This window comes from Compostimonas suwonensis, assembly GCF_002797855.1.
Classification (GTDB): Bacteria; Actinomycetota; Actinomycetes; order Actinomycetales; family Microbacteriaceae; genus Compostimonas; species Compostimonas suwonensis.
Genome location: NZ_PGFB01000003.1, coordinates 524,313 through 549,537, shown reverse-complemented (window position 1 = coordinate 549,537; position 25,225 = coordinate 524,313). Strand labels below are relative to the sequence as shown.

Below are 25,225 nucleotides of genomic sequence, written 5' to 3'. Positions count from 1 at the left end.
TTCGTCCAGGAAAGCACTGCTCGTGCTCTCTTCACGGAATGAGCTTGTCGTCGATTCGTCCAGTTCTTTCGCGGAAAGTGATATTCCTCAGTGCCGCCGGCCCTGCCTAGCATTCAAACATGTTCGACGCTGAGCCCCGACTCGAGTTTCCAGAGATCCCCTCCGATCAACGTCTCCACGGCGTCGCCGCCTGGCGCGAGCCGGTGGAGATCGCGAGCTATTCCCCGGGGGAGCCCGACCGGTATCCCGCCTATCTGGAGACCCGGGTCTACCAGGGCTCCTCGGGCCAGGTCTTCCCGCTGCCCTTCTTCGAGAGGATCGAGCCGGAGTCGCATCCGCACTCCTGGGACGCGATCCACCTCGAGAACGAGTACCTGCGGCTTATGGTGCTGCCCGAGCTCGGCGGCCGGATCCACGTCGGCTACGACAAGACCACGGGCACCGACTTCTTCTACCGCAACAACGTCATCAAGCCCGCCCTCGTCGGGCTCGCCGGCCCCTGGATCTCCGGCGGCGTCGAGTTCAACTGGCCGCAGCACCACCGTCCCGGCACCTACCTGCCGACGGATGCCGTCATCGAGCGCGAAGACGACGGCGCCGTCACCGTGTGGTGCTCCGACCACGACCCGTTCGCCCGGATGAAGGGCATGCACGGCATCCGGATCCGGCCGGGGAGCGCGCTCATCGAGGCCCGGGTGCGCCTCTTCAATCGCACCGAAGACGTGCAGACCTTCCTGTGGTGGGCCAACGTCGCGGCCTCGGTGAACGACGACTACCAGTCGTTCTTCCCCACCGACGTGCACGTCGTGGCCGATCACGCCAAGCGCGCGATCACGACGTTCCCCGAGGCGACCGGCAGCTACTACGGGGTCGACTACCCGGCGCGCCGGAGCGCCGACCGCCCCGACGCCGACCGCCTCGACTGGTACCGCAACATCCCCGTGCCCACCTCGTACATGTGCCTCGGCAGCGACGACGACTTCTTCGGCGGCTACGACCACGGCAAGCGCGCGGGCTTCGTCCACGTCGCCGACCATCACATCGCGCCGGGCAAGAAGCAGTGGACATGGGGCAACGCTCCCTTCGGCTGGGCCTGGGACGACAACCTCACCGACGGCGACGGCCCGTACATCGAGCTCATGGCGGGCGTCTACACCGACAACCAGCCGGACTTCTCCTATCTCGCCCCGGGCGAGACGAAGGCCTTCAGCCAGTTCTGGTACCCGTACCAGAGCATCGGGATCGTGCACCAGGCGACGACGGAGGCGGCCGTGAGGCTCGATGTCGAGAAGCTCTCCGACGCGGGACCGGCCGGCACGACCGTCGAGTTCGGGGTCGCGACGACGACGCGGCGCGAGGGGGTGCGGGTTCGGATCGAGTCCACGACCGGCGAGACCCTCGTGAGCGAGACGGCGACGATCGCTCCCGGCTCGGCGCTTCATCGAATCGTCCAGCTGCCGGGCGAGTGGGCCCGCTCCTCGCTCCGGATCGTCGTCGAGCACGACGGCGAGGAGCTGCTCGGCTGGAGCTACAACGACGCGGATGCCGAGGCACCGCTTCCCGAGGCCGCGACGGAGCTCCCGCTCCCCGAGCAGATCGAGTCGGCCGACGAGCTGTATCTCGCCGGCATCCACCTCGCGCAGTACCGCCACGCGTCGCGCTCGCCCGAGCCGTACTGGGAGGAGCTGCTGAGACGCGACCCGCACGACTCGCGAGCGAACGTCGCCCTTGCGGCGAGGCGCTACCGCAGCGGCGACCATGAGGCGGCCGAGGCGCTTCTGCGCACCGCCATCGCCCGGCAGACCCGCCGCAACCCCAACCCGTCCGACGGCGAGGCCCACTACCGGCTCGGCATCGTCCTCACGCATCTCGAACGGTTCGACGAGGCCTATGACGCCCTCTCGAAGAGCCTCTGGAACGCCGCCTGGCGGTCTCCCGCTCACACCGCGCTCGCCCGGCTCGACGCCCGGGCCGGGCGCTGGACCCCGGCTCTCGCTCACGCCCGCTCGGCCCTCGACTCGGAGTCGCAGAACCTCCAGGCCCGCAACATCGCCGCGATCGCGCTCGGCCGACTCGGCCGGGCGCAGGAGGCGGAGGCATCGATCGCCTCGACACGGGCGATCGATCCCCTCGACTGGTGGTCGATCGACCTGGCGGGAGACCCGCTCGAGTGCGGCGCCCAGACGATGATGGATGTCGCGCTCGAGTACATCTCGGTCGGTCTGCCTCACAGCGCGCTCCGTGTGCTCGACGCGGCGGCCCGGCAGCACAGGAGCGCCCCCTCGATCGGGGAGAGCAACCCGGCTCCGCTCATCCACTACTACCGCTCCGAGGCCTTCCTGGAGCTCGGAGACGAGGAAGGGGCGGCCGCGGCGCTCCGGGCCGCGCAGACGGTGGACGCCACCCGCTGCCTGCCGGGGCGGATCGCGGACGCCGACCTGCTCGCCCGCGCCCTCGCACGCGACGGCCGGGACGCCCGAGCAGCAGCGCTCCTCGGACACTGGCTCTACTTCCAGCGACGCTACGAGGCATCCGTGGCTCTCCTCGAGGCCTCCGCGGCGCTCGACCCGAATGATCCGGTGGTGTGGCGCGGGCTCGCGATCGCGGCGTTCAACGTCGACGACGACCCCGCCGCGGCCGCCCGGCACTACGCGAAGGCCCTCGCCCTCTCGCCCCGCGACGCGAAGCTGCGCTACGAGGCCGACCAGCTCGCGAAACGCGCTCGAGTGGCCCCCGAGGAACGTCTCGACGCGCTCGCCGACGACCTCGAGCTCGTCGCGGAGCGCGACGATCTCACGGTGGAGTTCGCCGAGCTGCTCGTGGTCACCGAGCGAGCGCACGAAGCCCGGAGCCTTCTCCGGGAACGGCGATTCCAGCCGTGGGAGGGCGGAGAGGGCCGGGTGCTCTCCATCTGGGAATTCGCCCACGCCGCCCTCGCACGGGAGGCCATGGCACAGAGACGGCCCTCCGAGGCAGCCGATCTCCTCCGCAGCGCGCTCGACTCCCCGCCGAGCCTCGGCGAGGCTCGTCATCCTCTCGCGAACTGCTCCGACCTGTACCTCGCCTACGGCGACGCACTCCATGCCGCCGGAGACACGGCGAACGCGTTGAGCGCCTGGGAGGCCGCCGCTCACTCGGTGGGCGACTTCCAGACGATGGCGAGCGTGCCCTACTCGGAGATGACCTACTTCTCGGCCCTCGCACTGGAACGGCTGGGAGACCCCGACGCCGCCGCGCGGCTCGTCGACCGGCTCGAGCAGTACATCACGACGCTCGGTGAGACTCCTGCGACGATCGACTACTTCGCGACCTCGCTGCCGAGCATGTTGCTGTTCCGCGAGGATCTGTCGCTGCGGCAGCGGGTCACGGTCACGGTCGTCGAGGCGCAGATCGCCCTCTTCCGTCGCGATCCGGGCACCGCCCGCGTGCTTCTCGACAGCGCGATCGCCGACGACCCGGCCAACATCCTCGTGCCGACGCTCCGTGACCACCTGGGCGCGCGTCTGCTCAGCGCGTCCTGATGCCCAGGCCTCTCGATACCCGGGCTGCTGACACCAGCGGCTCCTGACCAGCTCGTTCCGCAGCATCGCATCGTGACCATCGATCACCACGACCACCGACCGGAGAACTCCCCCATGGATTCCACGACCGCAGGAACCACTCCAGACCTCGTCCACCTGCGCCGCAACGGTGTGAGCCTCGTGCTCTCGACCGGTGCCGGGCGTCTGCCCCGCATCGTGCACTGGGGCGCGGATCTGGGAGAGACCGACGAAGCCGTGCTGCAGTCGATCGCCCGAGCCGCGAAGCCGCCGATCGGCCACAACCTCAACGATCAGGTGCACGACATCTCGATCCTTCCCGAGTTCGAGGCGGGCTGGCTGGGCAGGCCCGGCGTCGAAGGCTCACGGCACGGCACGGCGTGGTCGCCCGAGTTCCGGGTGGTGACGCAGTCCCTGCTTCTCGACAGCACGATGGACGACGGATACCGGGGCGATCTTCTGCGGGTCGAGGCATCCGACCCCGTGGCCGGCCTCGATCTCACCGTCGAGACAGCGCTGCTCGAGTCGGGACTGCTTCGCGCCCGCGCGACGATCGCCAACCGCTTTGAGCAGCAGCCGTACACGGTCGGGGCGCTCAGGATCGTGTTCCCCGTTCCCGCCGTCGCCGGCGAGCTCCTCGACTTCACGGGCCGTCACATCATGGAGCGCGTGCCGCAGCGCAGCGAGTTCACGATCGGAACGCACTCGCGGGAGATGCGCGGCGGGCGCACGGGGCTCGACGCGGCCTACCTGCTGATCGCGGGCGAGAGCGGCTTCGGCTTCCGTTCCGGCGAGGTGTGGGGAACCCATGTCGCATTCAGCGGCAACCAGGCCCTCTACGGCGAGCGCATCTACAACGGCGCCCGCGTGCTCGGCGGCGGCGAGCTGCTGCAGCATTCGGAGATCGTGCTCGACGGGGGCGAGAAGTACGAGTCCCCGTGGTTCTACGGGTCGTACGGAGTGGGGCTCGACGCCCTCTCGGGTCGTTTCCACCAGCACCTGCGTTCGCGCGCCGGCCACCCTCGCTCCCCGCGCCCGGTCGTCATCAACACCTGGGAGGCCGTCTACTTCGAGCACGATCTCGCGACTCTCAGCGAACTGGCCGATCGGGCGGCCGCGATCGGCGTGGAGCGTTTTGTGCTCGACGACGGCTGGTTCGGCTCGCGTCGCGACGACACGAGCGGCCTCGGCGACTGGTCGGTCTCTCGCGAGGTCTGGCCCGAGGGGCTCGGGCCGCTCATCGACCACGTCACGGGCGCAGGGCTCGACTTCGGCCTCTGGGTGGAGCCCGAGATGATCAACCTCGACTCCGACCTCGCCCGAGCCCACCCCGAGTGGATCTTCTCGGCGGGCGGGCGCACGGGCTCCTCCTCGCGTTTTCAGCACGTGCTCGACCTCACGCATCCGGGTGCCTACGACCACATCCTCGGCGCGCTCGACGCGCTTCTCGACGAATACGACATCGCCTATCTGAAGTGGGACCACAACCGCCTGCTCGTCGAGGCCGGCCACACGCCGGGAGGCGAGCCCGCGATCCACGATCAGACCCTCGCGGTCTACCGCATGATGGACGAGCTCAAGGCGCGGCATCCGGGTCTCGAGATCGAGTCGTGCGCGTCGGGCGGCGGACGGATCGACCTCGGCATCATCGAGCACACCGACCGGGTCTGGGGCAGCGATTGCAACGATCCGCTGGAGCGCCAGCAGATCCACCGCTACACCAAGCTGCTCGTGCCGCCGGAGCTCATCGGCGCGCACATCGGCTCCTCGCCATCGCACACGACGGGGCGCACCCAGAGCATGCAGTTCCGCGCGTTCGTGGCCGCCTGGTGCCACCTCGGCATCGAGATCGACCTGCGCACCCTGGCCGAGGACGAGCTGACGGGCGCGACCGAGTGGATCGCGTTCTACCGCGAGCACCGCGAGCTGCTGCACAGCGGCACCGTCGTCAACGCGGACCACCCGGATGAGAGCATCTGGGTGAACGGCGTGGTCGCCGCCGACGGCAGCGAGGCCCTCTTCGGGGTGGCGGCGATGACTCGTTCCACCGCATGGCCGCCCGGGCTGCTGCGCCTGCCGGGGCTCGACCCCGATCGTCGGTACCGGGTCTCCGTGGTGCCGCCGTTCGCGGCGAGCGCCGGTCACGGCCCGTCGCCGGACTGGATCGAGGAGCCCATCGTGCTGAGCGGTCGCGCCCTCGAGAACGCGGGTGTGCAGATCGTTCCGCTGTGGCCCGAGGATGCCTACCTGCTCCACGTCGTGGCGGTCTGACAGCAGCTGCTCGAGCGGCATGCTCCGCCGCCCTATCGGCTGGTGCGTCGACGACCGTGAACGGCCGGAGCAGCCGATCGACGCCGCGCGAGCAGTGAGCTCGCCGCGCCGATGAGCGCCATCGCGAGCCCGAGAGCGGCCGCGACGAGCACGGGGCCGAGGTCGGCTCCCGTCGCGGGCAGGAGGCGCACCGGAGCGGCCTCAGGGGTAGCCTCGGGTGTCGCCTCCGGGCTCGGCGCCGGAGTCACCTCAGGAGTCGGCGTCGGGCTGGGAGTCGGCACGGCGGGCGGCGCGGGCGCCTCGATCACGGTCGACTCGGAGGCGAAGACCTCGAGCGACTCGAAGGCGGGCATCTCATCGGTGCCGGCGGAGTCGTGGGTCCACACGTAGTGACCGGGCTCCGCGAGCTCGAGGCAGGGGCTGACGTGCTCGCCGTCGCCCGGAACGAGGATCTCCACCGAGCCGACGGGCCCCGCCGCAGGGTCGAGCTGCGAACCGGGCTCGGGCGCTTCGGCGAACGGACCCCAGAGCCGCGCGACGACGAGGAGCTCGCTCTGCGGCTGCATGCCCGAGACCGAGAGCACATCGGCGAGGCAGACGCCCGGCTCGGCGACGGGGTGGGAGGTCACCGTCGAGACGGCAGGATGCCACGGGGCGAGCGTGACCTCGGAGGTGACCCCGAACTCCCCCGCCCACTCCCGCACGAGCGCGCCGCCCTGCTCGTTCGGAGTGTCGTCGGGATCGATCCGCTCGCTCCACACGTAGTAGCCGGGGCCGGGAATCGTGCACGGCGGCGTCTCGTAGTCTCCCGGAGCCGTGACCGTCACCTCGACCTCGCAGACGCTCGGGGCGCCCTCGGGCACCTGCGCCTGCTGCTGCGGGCGGGCGGAGAACGGGCCCCAGAGGGTCGAGCGCACGACGACGGGCACGGGGCTCGGGCTCGCGGCATCCCCGAAGACGCCCCAGAGGGCATCCGGGTTCTCGGCCGTCTGCTGCGCACTCACCTGGAGGTGATCGCTCAGCTGCGCCCCGGCCTCCGCCCGCTCGTCGCTCGTGCGGGTCACGACGACGGGCTGGAAGGGCACCGAGCGGAGGACGGGAGGCGCCGAGGCGCCGCCCTCCGCGGTGACGGTGAGCGTGCCCGCCGCGATGAGCCGCTGCCGCGAGGGATCGTCGGGGTGGCGCACGGCGAGCGCCGAGCCGTAGGGCAGATCCGCGAAACGCGCGGACGCCGACACCGTGACGACCGGGGTCGCGTCGGGCACGATCGCCACGGAGACGCCGTTCGCGATCGTCGACGTCGCGCTGGCCGTGTCGGCGAAGGTCGCGCCCTGCAGGGTCACTGTCGCCGTGTGTGAGCCCGCGGGCAGCAGCTCGGCGCCACCGAGACGATCGACGGTGAGGTCGGCCCGCACGCTGCCGCTCAGGCCGTCGGCGCCGACCTCGACGATCACGCTCGCCGCCGCGCCCCGGCTCGCCCGGGAGCCGGCCTCGGCCAGCTGGGCATCGGCGGCGGCGAGCACGGCGCCGGCCTGCTCGTTGGCCCGGGCCGCGTAATAGGAGGCGTCGTGGCCGCCGAGGCCGGTGATCCGCCAGACGTTGAGGGCGACGGCCGCCGCCTCCGTGGCATCGCCCGTGCCGCCCCACTGGCGCATGAGGTAGGCGAGCGTGGCCTGGCTGTCGCCGTCGGCGACCCGGGCGGCCGTGTCGGGCCCCGAGTAGTCGACGCCGACGGGCGGCCCCGACGGCTGGTCGATGCAGTAGGCGACGGTTCCATCGTCGAGGCGGTAGCTGCCGAGGAAGCTCTGCCCGTCGCCGTTCCAGACGTGACCCGCGTGCCGCCCGGCGATCGCGGCCGAGGCCGACTCGGGGGCGAGCAGGGCGGAGAGACCCGTGGCGGCGAGGGCGAGCAGCACGGCCGCGGCGATCACGCCGCCGAGGGTGCGGCGACGAGCAGGAGAGGAACGAGCGGGGCGAGCAGGGAGGGCGCGGTTGGCGGGAGCAGGCTGGCGTGTCATGCAGCCATCGTCGGGCGAGGCGGCATCCGCTCGTCGGCTCAGACGCCGATCTGTGGATGACCCGACCACGAGCCCGGCTGTGGAAAGCCGGGCTCGTGGTCGGTCGACGGGCTACTGCCCCGAGGCCTCGAGAGCTCGCGCGATCGCGTCGGCGAGTGCCGCGTCGGCGATGCCGTACGCCGTCCAGTCACCGGCCTGCAGAGCGTTCTGCTTGTCGGTCAGCGCCTGCCGGGCGTCGTTGAGCGCGCTCTGCAGCTCCGGATTGTCCGAGGGAGGAGAGGTCGACGTCGGCGACGGGGTGGGTGTCGACGTGGGCGTGCCGGGATCGGTCGGCGAGGTGGTGGGCGGAGTCGTGGGAGGCGTCGTCGGAGTCACGCCGGTGTCACCGGCATCCGCCCCCGAGTCGCCGCCGAAGAGCACGTCCAGAGCCTCGTCGAGCGTGTCCTCGAAGGCGATCTGATCACCGAAGGCCACGAGCACCTTCTGCAGCAGCGGGTAGCTCGTGCCACCCGTCGACCGCACGTAGACGGGTTGCACGTAGAGCAGGCCGCCACCGACCGGCAGGGTCAGCAGGTTGCCGTTCTCGACGCTCGTCTGCCCCTGTCTCAAAAGGTTCAGCTGTTGCGAGACCCCTGGATCGGAGTCGAAGTTGGCCTGCACCTGGCCGGGGCCGGGCACGGTGTCGTCTTTCGGCAGGGTGAGCAATCGGAGCGTGCCGTAGCTGTCGGACTTCTCGCCCGCCGTCGAGCCCGCGTCGGCATCCGCCGCCAGGTAGCCCGTGAGCACGTTGCGGCTGTCCTCCCGCGCATCGGGGATGAACGTCGAGTACAACGAGAACGACGGGGTCTTCTGGCCCGGCATCTGCATCGTCAGGTAGTACGGCGGCTGCAGCGAGGCCGTGGAGGCGTTGTCGTCGGTCGGGTTGTCGGGCGTGATCCAGGCGTCGTCACTGGAGAAGAACGAGCCCGGGTCGGTCACGTGGTACTTGCCGAGGATCGTGCGCTGCACCTTGAACATGTCGGCCGGGTAGCGCACGTGGCTGATGAGGTCGCCCGACATCTCGCTCATGGGCTTGACCGTCGCGGGGAAGATCTTCTGCCAGGTCTTGAGCAGCGGATCCTGGTCGTCCCAGGCGTAGAGGGTCACCGAGCCGTCGTAGGCGTCGACGGTGGCCTTCACCGAGTTGCGGATGTAGTTGATCTGGTCGATCGCGTAGGGCTGCGGCGGCGTCTCCGAGTCGGCGATCGCGTCGCTCAGGCCGACCTTCGTGGAGTAGGGGTAGTTCGCCGAGGTCGTGTAGCCGTCGACGATCCACTTGACCCGGCCGTCGACGACGCTCGGGTAGGCGTTCGAGTCGAGCGTGAGGTACGGCGCGACCTTCTGCACCCGCTGGATGGGGTCGCGATCGTAGAGGATCTGCGAGTCGTTGTTGACCGAGTCGGAGAGGAAGATCTGCTCCGACTGGAACTTGAGCGCGTAGACGAGCTTGTTGAAGATGTTGTCGAGCTTGGGCCCGCCGTCGCCCGAGAACGTCGTGTAGGTCTGGTTGGAGTCCTCGCCGCTCGACGGGTAGTCGAGCTCGACGGGCGTGCCGTCCGACGGACCGCCGACGATCGAGTAGTCGGGCGAGCTGTCGCCGAAGTAGATGCGCGGCTCGAACTGCCCCAGCGCACCGCTCGTGGGGATGCCGGACTCGAGGAACACGGGCTGGCCGTCGGCCGAGCGCTGGTTGCCGTACGCTGCGACCACACCGTAGCCGTGGGTGTAGACGATGTGCGAGTTGACCCAGTTCTGGGCGTCGTTGAGGCCGCTGAGCTTGAGGTCGCGCACGGCGACCACGGTGTCTTGCGACTGCCCGTCGATCGTGTAGCGGTCGACATCCAGGCTCTTCGGGAACTGGTAGTACTGACGGAACTGCTCGAGCTGCGAGAAGGCGTCCGACACGATCGACGGGTCGATGATGCGGATGCTCGCCGTCGTCTCAGCGTCGGAGCGCAGAGCGCCCGGCTCGGCGTCGGTCGTGGCGTTGTAGGGGATCTCCTCGACGTCGGCGACCCCGTAGGCGTCCCGGGTGAGGTCGATGTTCCTCTGGATGTAGGGCGCCTCGAGCGACTTCGCACTCGGGTCGACCTGGAAGCGCTGCACCACCCAGGGGTAGAGCGAGCCGATCAGGATGCTCGCGACGATGAGCAGCGCGGTTCCGACGATCGGGAAGCGCCAGCGGCCGCTGAAGGCCGCGAAGACGAAGAGCAGCGCGACGAAGACGGCGATGCCGGCGAGGATGGCGCGACCGGGGATCGTGGCCATGACCGCCGTGAACCCGGCCCCCGTGATCGGGTCGTTCTGCTCGGTGAGCGTCGAGTACTGGTCGAGCCAGATGCTCAGGGCCTGCAGCACGAGGTAGAGGGCGGCCGTGACCGCGATCTGCACGCGCGCCGACTTGGAGATGCGCACCTCACGGCCGGCGAACCGCACCGCGCCGTAGAGGTAGCTCGTGGCGAGCACCGCGATGAGCGAGATGATGACGACCGCGGAGGCGAAGCCCAGGACGCTGTGCCAGAACGGCAGGTCGTAGAGGTAGAACGAGATGTCCATGTGGAACTGCGGGTCGGTCTGGCCCGTGGGCGTGCGGTTGAGCCACATGACGGCCGTCTGCCAGCGGGTGGCCGCCGAGACGCCCGCGAAGATGCCGAAGACGATGGGGATCGCGATCATCGCGAACTTGCGCAGCGGCTCGACGACCTGCTGGTAGCGGTCGAGCTGCGAGTTGAGCTTCGCGTACACGGGGCGCAGCCGGTAGGCGAGCATGATGCTCAGCCACACGGGGATCGCCATCGCGAAGAAGCCGACGAAGAAGAGCGATCCTGCGGCGATCCACTGCGTGGTCAAGACGGAGAGGAAGCCGAGCTGGTTGTACCAGAGCACGTCGGCGTACAAGCCGGCGAAGATGAAGAAGAGGATCACGAGAGCGACGACGATGCCGATCGTGATCGCGATGGGCGCACGACTTCGTCGGGCGGGTTGCTCTGTTTCTGCGGATGACACGATTAGGCCTCTTGCTCAGCTCAGTAAGGGTCAGCTTCCCATCCTAGGCAGTGCCTGCTGTGAGATGCCCGTTCGGGAAACGCTCCGCCCGCGTTACGCTGCGGGCGTAGAGCACGTCGGCAGCTTGCTTGTGTCCGCTCCCGTGCTGATCGCTTCCAAGGCTGTCAGGGAGTCGTCGAGAGTTTCGACCGAGAACACTGTCAGCCCGCTGGGAATATGCCCGGCGACTTCGTCGCAATTGGATGCCGGTGCGAGAAACCACGTGGCCCCGGCATCCCGCGCGCCGTAGAGCTTCTGACGGATGCCGCCGATAGCGCCGACCTCGCCCGCCGCGTCGATCGTTCCCGTTCCGGCCACGTTCTGGCCGCCGTTGAGCTCGCCCGGGGTGAGCTTGTCGATGATCCCGAGTGCGAACATCATGCCCGCGCTCGGGCCGCCCACGTTGTCGAGCTGGATGCTCACGTCGAAGGGGAAGTCGTAGCTCATGGTCACGTTGATGCCGATCGCGACGCTGCCGTCGATCTCCGCCGGGGTGATCGTGACCGTCTGCTGCTCGCCGGCGCGCTCGATGCCGAGCTCGATGGCGACACCCGCGCCGCTGTCGGCGAGGCTCGCCCGCAGCGCGTCGACGTCGGCGATCGCCTGGCCGTCGACCGTCGTGATGATGTCGCCGCTCTCGAGCACGCCCGAGGCGGGGGTGTCGTCGATCGTGTCGACGACGGTCACCTTCTCGGGGAAGTCGTAGCCGAGGTTGCTCAGTGCGGCGGCCACGGCATCCTGCTGGGAGTCGACCATGAGGGTCGCGTTCTCGGCGTCGCGCTCCTCGCTCGTGGTGCCCGCCGGGTAGACCGACTCGACCGGCACGACCGCCTTCTTCGAGTCGCCCCAGGCGAGCGCGACGTCGAGCCAGTTGGGCAGGCTCGACGGATTGCCGACGACCGAGACGGTGAGCATGTCGAGGCTGCCGGCGGTGGGAAAGGTCTCCTCGCCGTCGATCGAGATGAGCGGAACCTCCTCGCCCTCGTGCGGCGCCGTTCCGAGCGTGTTGTAGACCGGCCCGGGCTGCTCGATCACGTAGGGCGAGGGCGTCATCGCGAGGAGGATGCCGATGCCGATCGCGATGAAGAGGATGAGCCACCCGATCCAGCCGCGGCTCGGACGGCGCCCGTGACGAAGGTAGGGGTCGACGTTCGAATCGTCGGAAAACAGTGCCACGACGGGGTCCTTTCGAGCATGTTCGCGACCAGCGGACAGCGCAACCACCCAGCCTAGGCCAATTCACGACTGCTGCTCGGGTTCACGGGTTAGCGTAGATGCACGCAACTGAGAGGTGGCTGAAGTGACCGACGAACCACGTGACAACCCCGAGGACGAATTCCGCGACATGCTGCGCGAGTTCCTCTCGGGCAACTCATCGGTCGACCCGGGCCAGCTGGCCGGAGCGGCCGGACTGCCCAACGATCCCGCCACGATCGCGGCGCTCGTGAGCCAGTTGCAGAACGCCCTGCGCGACGGCGACGGCGGCATCAACTGGAAGCTCGCGCTCGACCAGGCGACCCAGACCGCCGCCCCGGCCACGCTCGACGTGACCGACGAGCAGCGCGCCGCGATGGGCCAGGCCTTCCACATCGCCGCGCTGTGGCTCAACGAGGTCACCTACGTGACCGACATCACCACCGAGCCGAGGCTCATCTCGCGCACCGAGTGGATCCGCGAGACCATGCCGCTGTGGACGCAGCTGGCCGAGCCGGTCGCGACGAGCATCGCCGACTCGCTCACCCGTGTGCTCACCGAGCAGGCCCCCGAGGAGTTCCAGGGCATGATCGCGGGAGCCAGCCAGCTCATGCGCAGCCTCGGCGGCACCCTCTTCGCCATGCAGCTCGGCCAGGTGGTCAGCCAGCTCTCGACCGAGGTCGTCTCGGGCGGCGACATCGGCATCCCGCTGCTCGACGAGCAGCAGGCGGCGCTCATCCCCCAGAACGTCGACGAGTTCGGCAACGGCCTCGACATCCCCGCCGACCAGGTGCAGATCTACCTCGCCATCCGCGAGCTCGCCCACGCCCGCCTCTTCAAGCACTCGCGCTGGCTGCGCCTGCACCTCATCAGCTCGATCACCGAGTACGCGCGCGGCATCAGCATCGACACCGCCCGCCTCGAAGAGCTCGCCGAGAACTTCGACCCCTCCAACCCCGAGGAGCTGCGGCAGGCGGTCGTGAGCGGCGCGCTCATTCCCGAGAAGAACGAGGCCCAGCTGCAGGCCCTCGGCCGCCTCGAGACGATCCTCGCCCTCATCGAGGGCTGGGTCGACGTCGTGACCGCGCAGGCGAGCGAACGGCTGCCGAAGTCCGACGCCGTCGCCGAGACCGTGCGGCGACGCCGCGCCTCCGGTGGCCCGGCCGAGTCGGCCTTCGCGACCCTCGTGGGCCTCGAGCTGCGCCCGCGCCGGCTCCGCGAGGCCGCGGCGCTGTGGCAGGCGGTGACGGATGCCGTGGGCTCCGAGGCGCGCGACGCGCTCTGGTCGCATCCCGACCTGCTGCCGACATCCGACGACCTCGACGACCCGCAGGCCCTCGTCGCCCGGCTCACCATCGTCGCCGAGGGCGGGGAACCCGAGCTCGACGAGATGGACCAGGCCCTCGAAGACCTGCTGCGCGACGACGGCGGCGAGCGCCCGACCGAGGCCCGCTGAGCTCGGCTCCGCTCCTCCCCCGCTCCTCCCTTCCCCCGCTTCCTCTTCCCCCGTTTCCTGCCTGCTCCCCGTTCCCCGTTCGCTGCCTGCTCCCCGTTCCCGTTCCCGTTTCCTGCCTGCTCCCCGTTCCCGTTCCCTGCTCAAAACGACGGACTTTTGCGCCGAAACGCGCCCTTTCTGCCCGTTTTCGCCCGAAAACGGCAGAATCTCCGTCGTTTTGAGTGAGCAGGCGAGATAGGTGAGCAGGCGAGCAGGCGGCGGCGAGGCGGTGACCTGTGGATGACTCGCGCGCGCCGGCCGCGCGATCGAGCATCATCGGCGCATGGTTCTCGCACTCGACTCGCGTTTCCCCCTCGTCTGGCGCAGCCCCGACTCCCTGCAGATCGGCGTGGACCGCCCGCTGGCGGTGATCGATCCGGTCTCGCGCCCCATCGAGCGGATGCTCGCCGCCCTCACCCGGGGCATCAGCCGCTCCGGCCTCAGCCTCGTCGCGAGCGAGGGCGGAGGCAGCGAGCTCGACGCGGCCGCCCTGCTCGTGCAGCTCGGCCCCGCAGTCGTCGAGGTGCCGGGCGCACCGGCCGCGCAGTCCCCGCCGACCGCGCCGCCGCTCGGGGCGGTCGCGCTCGACGGCACGGGCGGCACCCTGCGCAGACTCGCCGCGCTCGCCCCCGATCTCGGCATCCGAACCGCGCACCCCTCCGACGTCACCGCAGACCTCGCCGTGATCGTCGCCCACTACGCCGTGGCACCCGCACGATACGGCGGCTGGCTGCGCCGCGACATCCCGCATCTGCCGATCGTCTTCAGCGACACGGAGGTGCGCATCGGGCCCTTCGTCGAGCCCGGCGACGGCCCCTGCCTCTACTGCGTCGATCGCGGGAAGGTCGACGAGGATGCCGCGTGGCCCGCGATGGCGTCACAGCTCGTGACGCGCACCGCCCCCACCGAGACCCCCGTGCTGGCCCTCGAGACGGCCGTGCGGGCCGGGCGCCTTCTCGAACGCCGCCTGCGTCACGGCGAGAACCCCCTGCATTCCGCGATCGAGGCCATCGACGCGACGAGCGGCAGGATCAGCCGCGCGGAGTGCCGCCCGCACGCGTCGTGCGCATGCCGATCTCTGTGAGAAAACGCGACCGTTCGCGTTCGGCCGAGCGCCCGCGGTTCGCCGAGTAGCCTTCCGTCGCCGCCTGGCCCCGCGTCGCCCACGACAGGGTGAGTCGCCGGCGGGCACGGGTGATGCCCACGTAGAACAGCCGGCGCTCCTCGTCGATCTGCTCGAACCCGCTCGCATAGCTGATGGGCACGAGCCCCTCGCTGAGCCCCAGCAGGTAGACCGACTCCCACTCGAGGCCTTTCGCCGAGTGCAGGGTCGCGAGGGTGACGGCGTCGACGGTCGGCTCGTGGTGGGCGGCCTGACGTTCCATGAGCTCGTCGGTGAACTGCCGGAAGGTCAGCTCGGCGGGAGCCTGGTCGACGAGCGACATGATCGCGTTGAGCGACTCCCAGCGGTCGCGCACGGCGCCCCTCGCCTCGGGTGCGCTCTGGCTCCAGCCGAGCGAGCGCAGCACATCGCTCACCGATTTGAAGAGCGGCTCGCCCGAGATGGAGACCGACGCGGCCCGCAGCTGCATCACGGCCTGCTTCACCTCGGGCAGGTCGAAGAAACGGCGGGCGCCCCGGATCTGATAGCTCACCCCGGCTTCGGCGAGCGCCGTCTCGAGCGCGGCCGCCTGCGCGTTCACCCGATAGAGGATGGCGACGTCCTGCGCCTTCGCTCCCGCCGCCAGCTCGAGGATGATGCTCTGCGCGACCGCCCGGGCCTCCGCGATGTCGGTGTCGGCCTCGAGCAGCGGCACGTCGAGGGCGCTCGGCACGTGCGGCGGCGCGGCGGGTGCAGACGAGGGCGTGCCGGCGGGTTCGGGCGGCAGCGGCGGGGGGCCGGCGGGTGCGGCCGCGGGCGCAGTGAGCGCACGAGCAGCGGATGCCGCGGCATCCGCGCTCTCGACGGCCTGCAGCGTGAGCGCCCCCTGCCGCCCCCGCATGAGCCGGTTGGCGGTGTCGACGATCGCCGGCGTCGAACGGTAGTTGCGCTCCAGCCGCACGACCGTCGCGTCGTCGTAGCGGGAGGCGAAGCCGAGGAGGTAGTCGCTGCGGGCGCCCGCGAAGGAGTAGATGGTCTGGCTCGCGTCGCCCACGACGCACAGGTCTCGCCGATCGCCCAGCCACAGCTCGAGCAGGTGCTGCTGCAGCGGCGAGACGTCCTGGTATTCGTCGACGACGAAGAAGCGGTACTGCTCGCGCACCTGGAACGCGACCGAGGCCTCCGTCTCGATCATGCCCGCGTTGGCGAGCAGCACGTCTTCGAAGTCGATCTGCCGGCGCTCGTCTTTGAGCTTCTCGTAGGCGAGCTGCAGGTCGACGATCTGCTCGACGCCGAACCCGACCGGCAGGCTGCGCGTGCGGGCCTTCGCCGCGTACTGGTCGATCGTCAGGTTGGAGACCTTGCGCCACTCGACCTCGGTCGCCAGGTCGCGCAGCGCCGCGGTGTCGGCGCGCAGCTTGATCGTCTCCGCCGCGTGACCGAGCAGCCGGGCCTTCGAGTCGATGAGCCGGGGCACCTGGCCGCCGATCACCTGCGGCCAGAAGTAGCTGAGCTGGCTGAGCGCCGCCGAATGGAAGGTGCGGGCGGTGACCCCCGCGGCCCCGAGCAGGCGCAGGCGCGAACGGAGCTCGGCGGCGGCACGGCTCGTGAAGGTCAGCGCCATCACCCGGTTGGGCGCGTACGCCCCCGTCGCCACACCGTACGCGATGCGGTGGGTGATGGCCCGCGTCTTTCCCGTGCCCGCACCGGCGAGGATGCAGACGGGCCCCAGCACGGTCGTCGCGGCGATCCTCTGCTCGTCGTCGAGGCCGCGCAGAAGAGCGGACGGCTCAGTCACCGTCGTTCAGCCAATCGTCGATGATCGACCGCGCGATCGACGACGGGCCGGGCAGCAGGATGTCGTCGGCCTCACGGCGCAGCTGCTCGCGCGTGAACCAGCGCAGCTCGAGGATCTCCTCGCCGTCGGGCCGCAGCTCGATCGCGTCCTGATCGTGCGCCAGCTGAGCGCGGAAGCCGAGCATGAGCGAGGCCGGGAACGGCCACGGCTGCGATCCGAGGTAGACGGGGTCGACGACGCGCATGCCCGACTCCTCGAAGACCTCGCGTACGACGGCCGCCTCGAGCGACTCCCCCGGCTCCACGAAACCGGCGAGCAGCGAGAAGCGGTTGCTCTCCCACATGGCGTTCGAGCCGAGCAGCAGCCGGTCGTCGGCATCGAGGATCGCGACGATGATCGCGGGGTCGGTGCGCGGGAAGACCTCCGAGTTGTCGACCGGAGACCGGCGCACCCAGCCGCCCATCTCGACGACGGTCGGCGATCCGTTGCGCGGCGAGAAGCCGTGCGATGCGTGCCAGTTGAGGATCGCGAGCGCCTCGGTGAAGAGCCCCGCGTCGCGGTCGCTCAGCTCGGTGGCGACGAGGCGCAGGTTCACCCAGCGCGACTCGTCGCTTTCGAGGGCGGATGCCGCGGCATCCGCGAGATCGAGTGCGACGTACGGCGTCGCGACGTGCTCCTCCGCACCGGCGGTGAGCGAGCGGCCCAGGTACACGCGCTGCTGCGCCTCGGGCGCCTCAGCGGCGGTCAGGAGCGCGAGCGCGGTCTCGGCGGGGGCGCCGGCGGTCCGGGCGGCGAGCAGCGCCTTGCCCTGCCAGAGCACGAGGTAGCGGGTCGCGGGGTCGGCGGCGAGCTTCTCGAAGAGCTCCGGATCGGCGCGAGTCGCGGCATCCCGGTCGACATCGTGACGGGACAAGGGCAGGCGGGCCAAGACGGAGCGTGACATGGGCACCCTTACGGTCGTGCGAGCGGAAGCTCAGGCGGAGGCGTGGCGAACGGCCCGGTCGAGACGAGTCAACCTAACCTAGATGGCATGGCCAGATCCCATCTCACTCTAGCCGCGTTGGCTACCGCGGCTGTCCCCGGCGTCGACGTGGTCGCCGCGAGGACGTACTCGCTCGGCGAACAGGGCGACTTCGACTCGGCGCTGCTCACCACACGCGACGGGCGCGAGCTCGTCATCCGGGTCCCCACCTCGCAGTCGGCGGAGACGGAGCAGTCGGCCGACCTGATCGCCCTGCGCGCGCTGACGACGGGCGTGCGCAGCCGCCTGCCCTTCGACGTGCCCGGCTATCTCGGCCAGGCGCCCATCTCGGGCACCCGGGCCGTCGTCTACGACTTCCTGCCCGGCGACAAGGTCTCGGTGCAGAGCATCGGCGCGGCCGACGGGCTCGCCGCCTCGATCGGCACGTCGATCGCCGCCATCCACGGTCTCACCACGGCGTTCGTCGCCGAGGCGGGCCTGCCCAGCCGCTCGGCCGCCGAGTGCCGCCAGTCGACGGTGACCCTCGTCGGCCGCGCCGCCGACACCGGCCGGGTGCCCGCGAGTCTCGTGCGCCGCTGGGAGCAGGCGACGGATGACGACGGGCTGTGGCAGTTCACGCCGACCGTCGTCAACGGCGCCCTCTCCGCCGACTCCTTCCTCGTGAGGGGGGCGACCGTGGCCGGGATCATCGGCTGGGGCTCGCTGCAGGTCGGCGACCCGGCCAAAGACCTGCACTGGCTGCTCGCCGCGCATCCCGAGTCGACGGAGAGCGCGATGGGCTCCTACCTCGCCGGCCGAGGGCTCGGAAGCGACGCCCAGGTCTCGCAGCGCGCGATGCTCTACGCCGAGCTGGAGCTGGCCCGCTGGCTGCTGCACGGCCTCGACACCCACAACGAGGGCATCGTCGACGACGCGGTCCAGATGCTCGACGGCCTCGTCGACACGGTGCACAGCGACGTCATGAACCCGCTCTCGCCGCCGACGGGCCCCGTGCTCACGGTCGACGCCGTCGAGGCACTGCTCGACAGCACCCCGCGCGGCCGCACGGCGCCCGACGCATCGCACCTGCACACCGACTCCTACGACAGATCGGAGTTCGAGAACGGCCTCGCCGCCTTCGAGAGCGAGTTCGACTCCGAGCGCCCCGACGACGCCGCGTCCGACGGCTCCTCGTCGACGAACACGGATCCCCATGCCGACAGAAGGTCGTCTTCGGAGTAGAGCCGCTCCGGCCGCACCACGAGATCGTCGCCCACGAAGTAGAACACGGCGTCGACGAGGGTGGGGTCGACGCCCTTCCAGCGTGCGAAGGCGAGACGGTAGAGCGCGAGCTGCAACTGCTTGAGCTCGAGGTCGTCCGCGTCTTTCGGGGCCTTGCCGGTCTTCCAGTCGACGATCTGGTAACGGATGCCGCCACCACCGCCGTCCGCCCCGCCACCGTCCGCCCCGCCGCCCTGCACGTACACGGCGTCGAGCTTGCAGATCACGATGTGCCCGCCGAGCCGCAGGTGGATCTCCACCTCGACGAACTCGGGCCTGCGGCCGGCCCACTCCGAGCGCTCGAAATTCGCCTGCAGCCTCTCGAGCTCCTGGGCCTCCGCGCTCGGCTCGCCGAGGTCGGGATCCGGGCTCGGACCCGGGCCGAGATCGAGGTCGAAGTCCAGCTCGCTCGCATCCGCGTCGATCGTGTCGGGCACCGCACCGTGCCCGAAACGCTGCTCGACCCAGCTGTGGAAGCGGGTTCCCGTGCGCGTCTGCCGGAACGGCCTCTCGGGCATCGGTCGGCGCAACGAGGCGGCGACGGTCTGGGGTGCGCTCACGTAGTCCTTGAAACGGGAGGCCGGGATGCGGGCGGGCGCCACGACCGTCTCGTTCGCGCGCTGCCGCTGATGGCGTTCGGCGAGCAGCAGCTCGATGTCGTGCGACCACGGGGTGTGCGCGAGCGGATCGGCCGAGCGCACGAGCGCCGCCGCCGACTCTACCCTGCCCCGCCGGGTGCCGAACGGGTCGAGCGGCCAGAGCCGGGTCGCGGTCGCCGACTCGAGCGGGTTCTGCTCGAACTCGCTCGCCTCGGGGAGGGCGGCCGGATCGATCACGCCGGCCCGCGCGAGCTCGTGGAGGAAGGCTCCCGGCGGGCGCGGCTTCGTCTGCGTCGACCAGAACGATCCGCTGAGCAGCACGCTCTCCCGCGCCCGGGTGATCGCGACGTAGGCGAGACGGCGCTGCTCCTCGGCGTGCCTCGCCTCGACCTCCGTCATGAACAGCTCGAAGGCCTCGTCGAACTCCTTCTGCGTGTCGAGACCGCGCCAGTCGAGCTTCGGCAGCTCGCTCGCGTCGCCCCGGAACTCGTAGGGCAGGGCTCCGAGGCTCAGCCAGCCCCGTTTGCTCCGCGGTGCCCCCGGCAGCTCGCCCTCCACCATCCGCGGCACGACGACCGTGTCCCATTCGAGGCCTTTCGCCCCGTGGATCGTGAGGATCTGCACGGTGCCCGGCTCGGGCTCCTCCTGCCGCGGGGCGAGGTTGTCGCGCTGCTCGGCCTCTGTGAGCCAGCCGAGGAAGGCGCCGAGGGTGCTGCTCTCGGAGGACGCGACGAAAGCCGCGACCTGCTCGCCGAAGGCGACGAGGCTGGGCTGCCCGAGCGGCGAGGACTCGTTGGCGGCGACCTCGACGTCGAGCAGCAGCTCCTGTTGCACGAGGGTCACGAGGTCGAGCAGGTCGAGCCCGACCCGCGACCGCAGCCAGGCCAGCTGCCGGCCGGCTTGGCGCATCCGGTCGAGGCCATCGGCCGAGAAGTCGCTCAGCGCCGTGTGGCCGGCCGGGGCCTCGACGAGGAAGTCGAGGGCGTCGATGAGCGATTTGCCCTCGTCGTCGACCACCGAGCGGCGCAGCCCGTCGCGCACCTCCGTCTCGAGCGGACGGTAGCGGTGGTCACGGGCCGCGAGCCAGGAGGCGAGACCGTTGAGGCTGCGGATGTCGCGAGCGCCGATCCGCCAGCGCGCCCCCGCCAGCAGGCGGATGAGCTCCGAGCCCGCCGTCGGGTAGTGGATGACGCGCAGCGCGCTCACGAGATCGGCGATGACCGGCTGCTCGAGCAGCCCGCCGAGCCCGAGCACGTGGTAGGGAACACCCTGCTCGTCGAGCGCCGCCGTGAAGGCGTCGATGCGCTTGATGGAGCGGCAGAGGATCGCCGCCGAGCGCGCCTCGTCTTTCGCGTTCGGCCGGCGCAGCTCGGAGTGGAGCCAGCGCGCGATCGCGCGCGCCTCGTCGTCGACAGTCTCGGGGAAGACCGTGTCGAGCACGCCATCGCTCGCTCCCGGGCGCGCGCCGAGCTGCTCGACGTGCACCGCCGAGGCGGCCGTGAGCGGGGCGACGAGCGTGTTCGCGGCCTGCAGGACCGTGCGCGGGTTGCGCCAGCTCGTCGAGAGCGCGTACTCGATGGCCCCGGTGTCGCGGCCGGTGAAGTCGCGTGAGAACTCGTCGAGGTTCGCGGAGCTGGCGCCGCGCCATCCGTAGATCGACTGGTGCGGGTCGCCGACGGCCATGACCGCGCCGCCCGCGAAGAGGGTCTTGAGCAGGCGGGTCTGCACGACCGAGGTGTCCTGGTATTCGTCGAGGAGCACGACCCGGAAGCGCTCCCGGTAGTCGTCGACGACCTCGGGGACCCTCTCGCAGACGGCGAGCGCGAGCGCGACCTGATCGGAGTACTCGACGTAGCCGCGGCGCTTCTTCTCCTCGGCGAACCGGGTCGCGAGCTCGAGCAGCGGCGGGATGGCCGCGACCACCTCGGTCGACGACCGTACGTAGCGGTACATCTCCTTGACCCGGGCGCTGCCCGTGGGCAGCTCGCGGAGGGTGAGGAACTCTCGGGCCATGGCGTCGACGGCGCTCGCCTCGGCGACGTTCTCGCCGAGCGCCCGGCTCAGCTCGAGCACGGCGGCCGTGACGGCGTCGACGCTCTTGTCGAGGTCGACGAGACGCTCGTCGGTGCTCGCCACGACGAGCGAGCGGGCGAGCTGCCAGGCCGAGGCCTCGCTCAGGATCGCGGAATCCGGCTCCCGGCCGAGCCGCAGGGCGTGCTCGCGGAAGATGCTGTTGGCGAAGGAGTTGTAGGTCGCCACGGTCGGGGCGTCGAAGGGGTCGAACTCGAGGCTCACGAGCTGCGTGTCGACGAGCTCCGTGATCCGCTTGCGGATGCGCTCGGCGAGCTCGCCCGCGGCCTTGCGGGTGAAGGTGAGCCCGAGGATCTGCGGCACGCGCACGTGCCCGTTCGCGAGCAGCCAGACGACGCGGTTCGCCATGGTCTCGGTCTTGCCGCTCCCCGCCCCCGCGACGACGATGCTCGGACTCAGCGGCGCCTCGATGACGGCCTGCTGCTGCGGGGTCGGCGGCGGCAGGTGCAGCGCGTGCGCGATCTCGAGCGCCGAGATCGCCGGCGAGGCAGGTGCGGCCGACCCGGCGACGTTCTGCGACGCGCCCGTGAGCTCGGCGTCGGGAAGCAGGGCGCTCATGCCGACACCGCCGCGACGAGGTGGATGCGATGCGCCCAGGAGGCGTGCGGATCGCGCTCCCCCAGGTTGAGGACGCCCTCGAACCGCGCTCCGGCCATACCCTCGACGGCGTCGGCGATGCGGTCGCGGAAGACCTCCATCGCCTCCTCGTCGAACGCCCCCTGCTCGACGTCGCGATAGGACTTGCCGCGGATGCCCCCGGCCACGAAGACGAGCTTCGCACCCCCGCTCCGGGCGTCGCCCGGCACCGCCTCGATCGCCCCCTCCCGAACGGCGAGCTGATAGCTGCCGAGCTGAGCGTGCGTCGCGACGGCCGCCGCGGAGGGCACGTAGCGGCCGGTCTTCAGGTCCACGATCACGATCGCTCCTTCCGGGGTCATCTCGACGCGGTCGATCGAGCCGTTGAGCTGCGCGCGGCCGAGCGTGATGCTGAACCGGCCCTCCGAGCCGAGCAGCACCTTGCCCTCGCGCTCGAAGTCGCCCAGGTACTCGGAGAGCCCGAGAGCGAGCTGCCGGGTGCGCCGGCGCTCCCGCTCGGCGAGCCACGGCGCGTCGAAGCGCAGTTCCTCCCACCGCCGCTCGATGCCGGCCCACAGCCCCTCGACGCTCACATCGGCGTCGGGGGTCGTGCCCGCCTCCTCCATCACGGCGTGCACGAGGGTTCCGATGCCCGCGGCCGCGCCGCTCGGCGAGGCCGCCATGCTGTCGATGAACCAGGCGAGCGGCGACTTCTCGAAGGTCTCGAGCCGCGAGGGCGAGACGGGGACCACGGCGTCGGGGTCGCTGAGATCGACGAGCGGCGCCTCCGTCGAGGGCGGGGTCAGTCCGTACCAGCTGCGCGGGTCGGCGCCGGGCACGCCCTCGGCGGCGAGGCGCGCGAGCGCCGCGGCGGCCTCGGGCGACTGGGTCAGCACGAGTCGACGGCGCAGCGAGCCGACGAGGCCCCGCAACGAGAGCGGATGCCGCGCGTCGGGCGTCTGCGGCGCCGGGCCCAGCCGCGTGAACGGCGACGGCTGCTCGTCTTCGTTGGCGGTGGAGCTCAGGATGACCTGTCTCGTCGCCCGCGAGGCCGCGAGCGCGAACATCCGCAGCTCGTCGCTCAGCACCTGCGCGCGTTCGTCGACCGGCGACTCCGGGATGCCCGCCGCGAGCCCCGCCAGCCGCTGCGGGTGCAGGAGCGAGCCGCGCAGGCGCAGGTTCGGCCACACGCTCTCTTGCAGCCGCGCGACCGCGACGATCTCGAACTCGGCCCCGATCGTTCCGTTGGGCGTGCTCACGAGCACCGACTCCCCGGCCGAGCGCGGGGCGAGCGTGTCTTCGGGCACCTCCGACTCGAGGAAGTCGGCGAGGTACTCGGAGGCCGGGCGGTCGGGCACCCGCTCGACATAGCGTTTCGCCGAGGTGAAGAGCGCGACGACGCCGTCGAGGTTGCGGTTGGCCTCGTCGGCGACGATGCCCGAGCCGAGCGCCTGGTCGAACCAGAGCGGGGCGAGACCGCTGCGCTCCCAGATGAGCCACAGCAGCTCTTCGATCGTCGCACCGGCGGCCGCCAGGTCGCGAGCCGCGGCCAGCAGGGTCGCGAGCCGTGCGGCGCGGCGGGCCGGCCCGGAGTCGATCGTCGCGAGCCGGCCCGCGTCGTCGAGAGCCTCGACGAGCAGCTCGTCGGCGGGGCGGTTGCCGCCGCCCGCGACCTCCTCGTGCCGCAGCGCCAGCCGCACCCGACGCAGCCCCACCCCGTCGAGGCCGCCGAGCGGCCCGAGCAGCAGCTCGGTCGCGAGCTCGGGGGTCAGCGGCTGCCGGCCGGTCGCGAGGTTCGCCGCTCTCACGAGCTGGCTCGCCGCCGGGTCGTCGCGCAGCGCGTGCCCGCCGACGGGCGAGGTCGTGGGAACCTCCGCGAGCGCGAGAGCACGCGAGAGGGCGGGGATCTGCGCGCCCGAGCGCACGATCACGGCCATACGCGACCACGGCACGCCGTGCATGAGGTGGTGCTCGCGCAGACGTCGGGCGATCTCGGCGAACTCGAGCGCGGGCGAGGCGGCCTGCACAGCCACGACCGGCGAGGTCTGGGCCCCGAGCTCCGCACCGGGCCGGGCGAGGCGCTGCCGGCCGGCCGCCGCCGTGCCGATGCGCTCGGTGATGCCCGCGGTGAGCTCCCGCAGGGCCGGGCCCTGGCGGTGGGCGGCCTCGAGCACGATCGTGTGGGCGTGCTCGACGCCGAGCCGGGCGGCGAGGGTGCCGAGGGCGCTCGCCTGGGCCCCGCGGAACGCGCTCGTCGCGACATCCGGATCACCGAAGGCGATGACGGGCACGCCCCGCCCCGCGAGCTGGCGCAGCAGGGTGACGACCGAGAGCGTCGCCTCCTGCAGGTCGTCGACCACGACCAGGCGGATGCCGCCGAGCGCCTCGCCGCGCCGCACGACGAGGGACGCCTCGGCGAGGAGCTCGGCCGAGTCGAGGTGGTCGCCCCGGTAGGAGTCCACGATCTCGTGGTACTCGGCGATGAACTCGCCGGCCGCGACCCACTCGGGGATGCCGTGGAGGCGGCCGAGCTCACTCAGCTCGGCCGGGAGGAGCCCCGACTCGGAGACCCGCATGATGAGCTCGCGCAGCTCGGTGCGGAAGCCGCGCAGGCGGCGCACATCGGCCGGGATCGACTCGGGCCACTGCGGCCCGGTGCCCTCGGCCTCATGGCCGTCGAGCAGCTCGGAGATGATCGTGTCCTGCTCGCTGCCCGTGAGCAGCCGGGGCGGCTCCGGATCGCCGTTCGCGGCCGCGCGCTCCGAGAGGATGCGGAAGGCGAGTGAGTTCGCCGTGCGCGCCATGGGCCCGTTGGTCGGCACGCCGAGGCGCAGGGAGAGGGTGTCGCGCAGCCTCGAGGCGGCCTGCCGCGTCGGCGCGAGCACGACGATCTCGTCGGGCGAGAGCCCCAGGCGCTGCACGCGGTCGGCGACGAGCTCGACGAGGGTCGTGGTCTTGCCCGTGCCCGGCGCACCCAGGACGGCCGCCGTCGCGTCACCGGGAAGGGCGAGCACGGCCTTCTGCGAATCGTCGAGCTCGAGCTCTCGGACGGCCGTGGAGGAGGCCTGGAGGCGTTGGAAACCGCGGAAGATCACGTGAGCAAAAATAGTCGCCGCCACCGACATCGGGGCTCCCGCCGCGCCCTGCGCCGTGTTCGCTCATGGCGAGTGCAGACGGGCCGTCCGCCGCGGGAATCTGCCGTACTCTGGGCACGTA

Annotated in this window: 11 protein-coding genes and 1 pseudogene; 5 read left to right on the top strand and 7 right to left on the bottom strand. The window is 71.0% G+C overall.

What is annotated here, in order from left to right; translation table 11 throughout:
* The first annotated feature begins 119 nt into the window (after positions 1-119).
* Positions 120-3,521, top strand: a complete 3,402-nt coding sequence (locus CLV54_RS10315; RefSeq protein ID WP_100344868.1) for a DUF5107 domain-containing protein — start codon at positions 120-122, stop codon at positions 3,519-3,521.
* Between the two features lie 72 nt (positions 3,522-3,593).
* Complete coding sequence (locus CLV54_RS10310; RefSeq protein WP_245861571.1) at positions 3,594-5,810, top strand: alpha-galactosidase; 2,217 nt, start codon at positions 3,594-3,596, stop codon at positions 5,808-5,810.
* A gap of 32 nt (positions 5,811-5,842) precedes the next feature.
* On the opposite strand, the gene CLV54_RS10305 is transcribed toward CLV54_RS10310, so the two are convergent.
* From CLV54_RS10305 to CLV54_RS10295, 3 genes are all read right to left on the bottom strand, one after another.
* Complete coding sequence (locus tag CLV54_RS10305; RefSeq protein WP_157802916.1) at positions 5,843-7,828, bottom strand: hypothetical protein; 1,986 nt, start codon at positions 7,826-7,828, stop codon at positions 5,843-5,845.
* A gap of 111 nt (positions 7,829-7,939) precedes the next feature.
* Positions 7,940-10,873 (bottom strand): UPF0182 family membrane protein, encoded by a 2,934-nt coding sequence (locus CLV54_RS10300; protein ID WP_245861569.1) that lies wholly within the window; start codon positions 10,871-10,873, stop codon positions 7,940-7,942.
* A gap of 93 nt (positions 10,874-10,966) precedes the next feature.
* A complete protein-coding gene (locus CLV54_RS10295; protein WP_100344865.1) occupies positions 10,967-12,088 on the bottom strand; it encodes a YlbL family protein in 1,122 nt (373 codons plus the stop codon).
* Between the two features lie 124 nt (positions 12,089-12,212).
* Here CLV54_RS10295 and CLV54_RS10290 point away from each other — a divergent pair, with 124 nt between their 5' ends.
* Entirely contained in the window at positions 12,213-13,562 is a 1,350-nt protein-coding gene (locus CLV54_RS10290; RefSeq protein WP_211294512.1) for a zinc-dependent metalloprotease, read from the top strand.
* Positions 13,563-13,884: 322 nt separating this feature from the next.
* Positions 13,885-14,685, top strand: coding sequence for a hypothetical protein (locus tag CLV54_RS10285; RefSeq protein ID WP_100344863.1), 801 nt, complete (start codon positions 13,885-13,887; stop codon positions 14,683-14,685).
* Here CLV54_RS10285 and CLV54_RS10280 read toward each other — a convergent pair.
* Positions 14,633-16,501: an ATP-dependent helicase gene (locus CLV54_RS10280; RefSeq protein WP_100344862.1), complete on the bottom strand. Its 1,869-nt coding sequence runs from the start codon at positions 16,499-16,501 to the stop codon at positions 14,633-14,635. The two genes, CLV54_RS10285 and CLV54_RS10280, sit on opposite strands and share 53 nt — an antisense overlap.
* Positions 16,494-17,444 carry an NAD(+) diphosphatase gene (gene nudC, locus CLV54_RS10275; RefSeq protein WP_100344861.1) on the bottom strand — a complete coding sequence of 317 codons (951 nt, stop codon included), beginning with the start codon at positions 17,442-17,444 and terminating at the stop codon, positions 16,494-16,496. The genes CLV54_RS10280 and nudC overlap by 8 nt, the downstream gene beginning before the upstream one ends.
* Before the next feature lie 87 nt (positions 17,445-17,531).
* On the opposite strand from nudC, the pseudogene CLV54_RS17925 reads away from it, so the two are divergent.
* A pseudogene (locus tag CLV54_RS17925) lies at positions 17,532-18,272 on the top strand (phosphotransferase); the annotation flags it as partial.
* 290 nt (positions 18,273-18,562) lie between these two features.
* On the opposite strand, the gene CLV54_RS10265 reads toward CLV54_RS17925, so the two are convergent.
* Positions 18,563-21,991, bottom strand: a complete 3,429-nt coding sequence (locus CLV54_RS10265; RefSeq protein WP_100344859.1) for an ATP-dependent DNA helicase — start codon at positions 21,989-21,991, stop codon at positions 18,563-18,565.
* Positions 21,988-25,104 (bottom strand): ATP-dependent helicase, encoded by a 3,117-nt coding sequence (locus CLV54_RS10260; RefSeq protein ID WP_100344858.1) that lies wholly within the window; start codon positions 25,102-25,104, stop codon positions 21,988-21,990. The genes CLV54_RS10265 and CLV54_RS10260 overlap by 4 nt, the downstream gene beginning before the upstream one ends.
* Between the last annotated feature and the right edge of the window lie 121 nt (positions 25,105-25,225).

Bases quoted from the DNA above. Each gene is read 5' to 3' on its own strand.
- CLV54_RS10315 (WP_100344868.1), top strand. From the start codon at position 120: ATGTTCGACGCTGAGCCCCGACTCGAGTTTCCAGAGATCCCCTCCGAT.
- CLV54_RS10305 (WP_157802916.1), bottom strand. From the start codon at position 7,828: ATGACACGCCAGCCTGCTCCCGCCAACCGCGCCCTCCCTGCTCGCCCC.
- CLV54_RS10285 (WP_100344863.1), top strand. From the start codon at position 13,885: ATGGTTCTCGCACTCGACTCGCGTTTCCCCCTCGTCTGGCGCAGCCCC.
- nudC (WP_100344861.1), bottom strand. From the start codon at position 17,444: ATGTCACGCTCCGTCTTGGCCCGCCTGCCCTTGTCCCGTCACGATGTC.
- CLV54_RS10265 (WP_100344859.1), bottom strand. From the start codon at position 21,991: ATGAGCGCCCTGCTTCCCGACGCCGAGCTCACGGGCGCGTCGCAGAAC.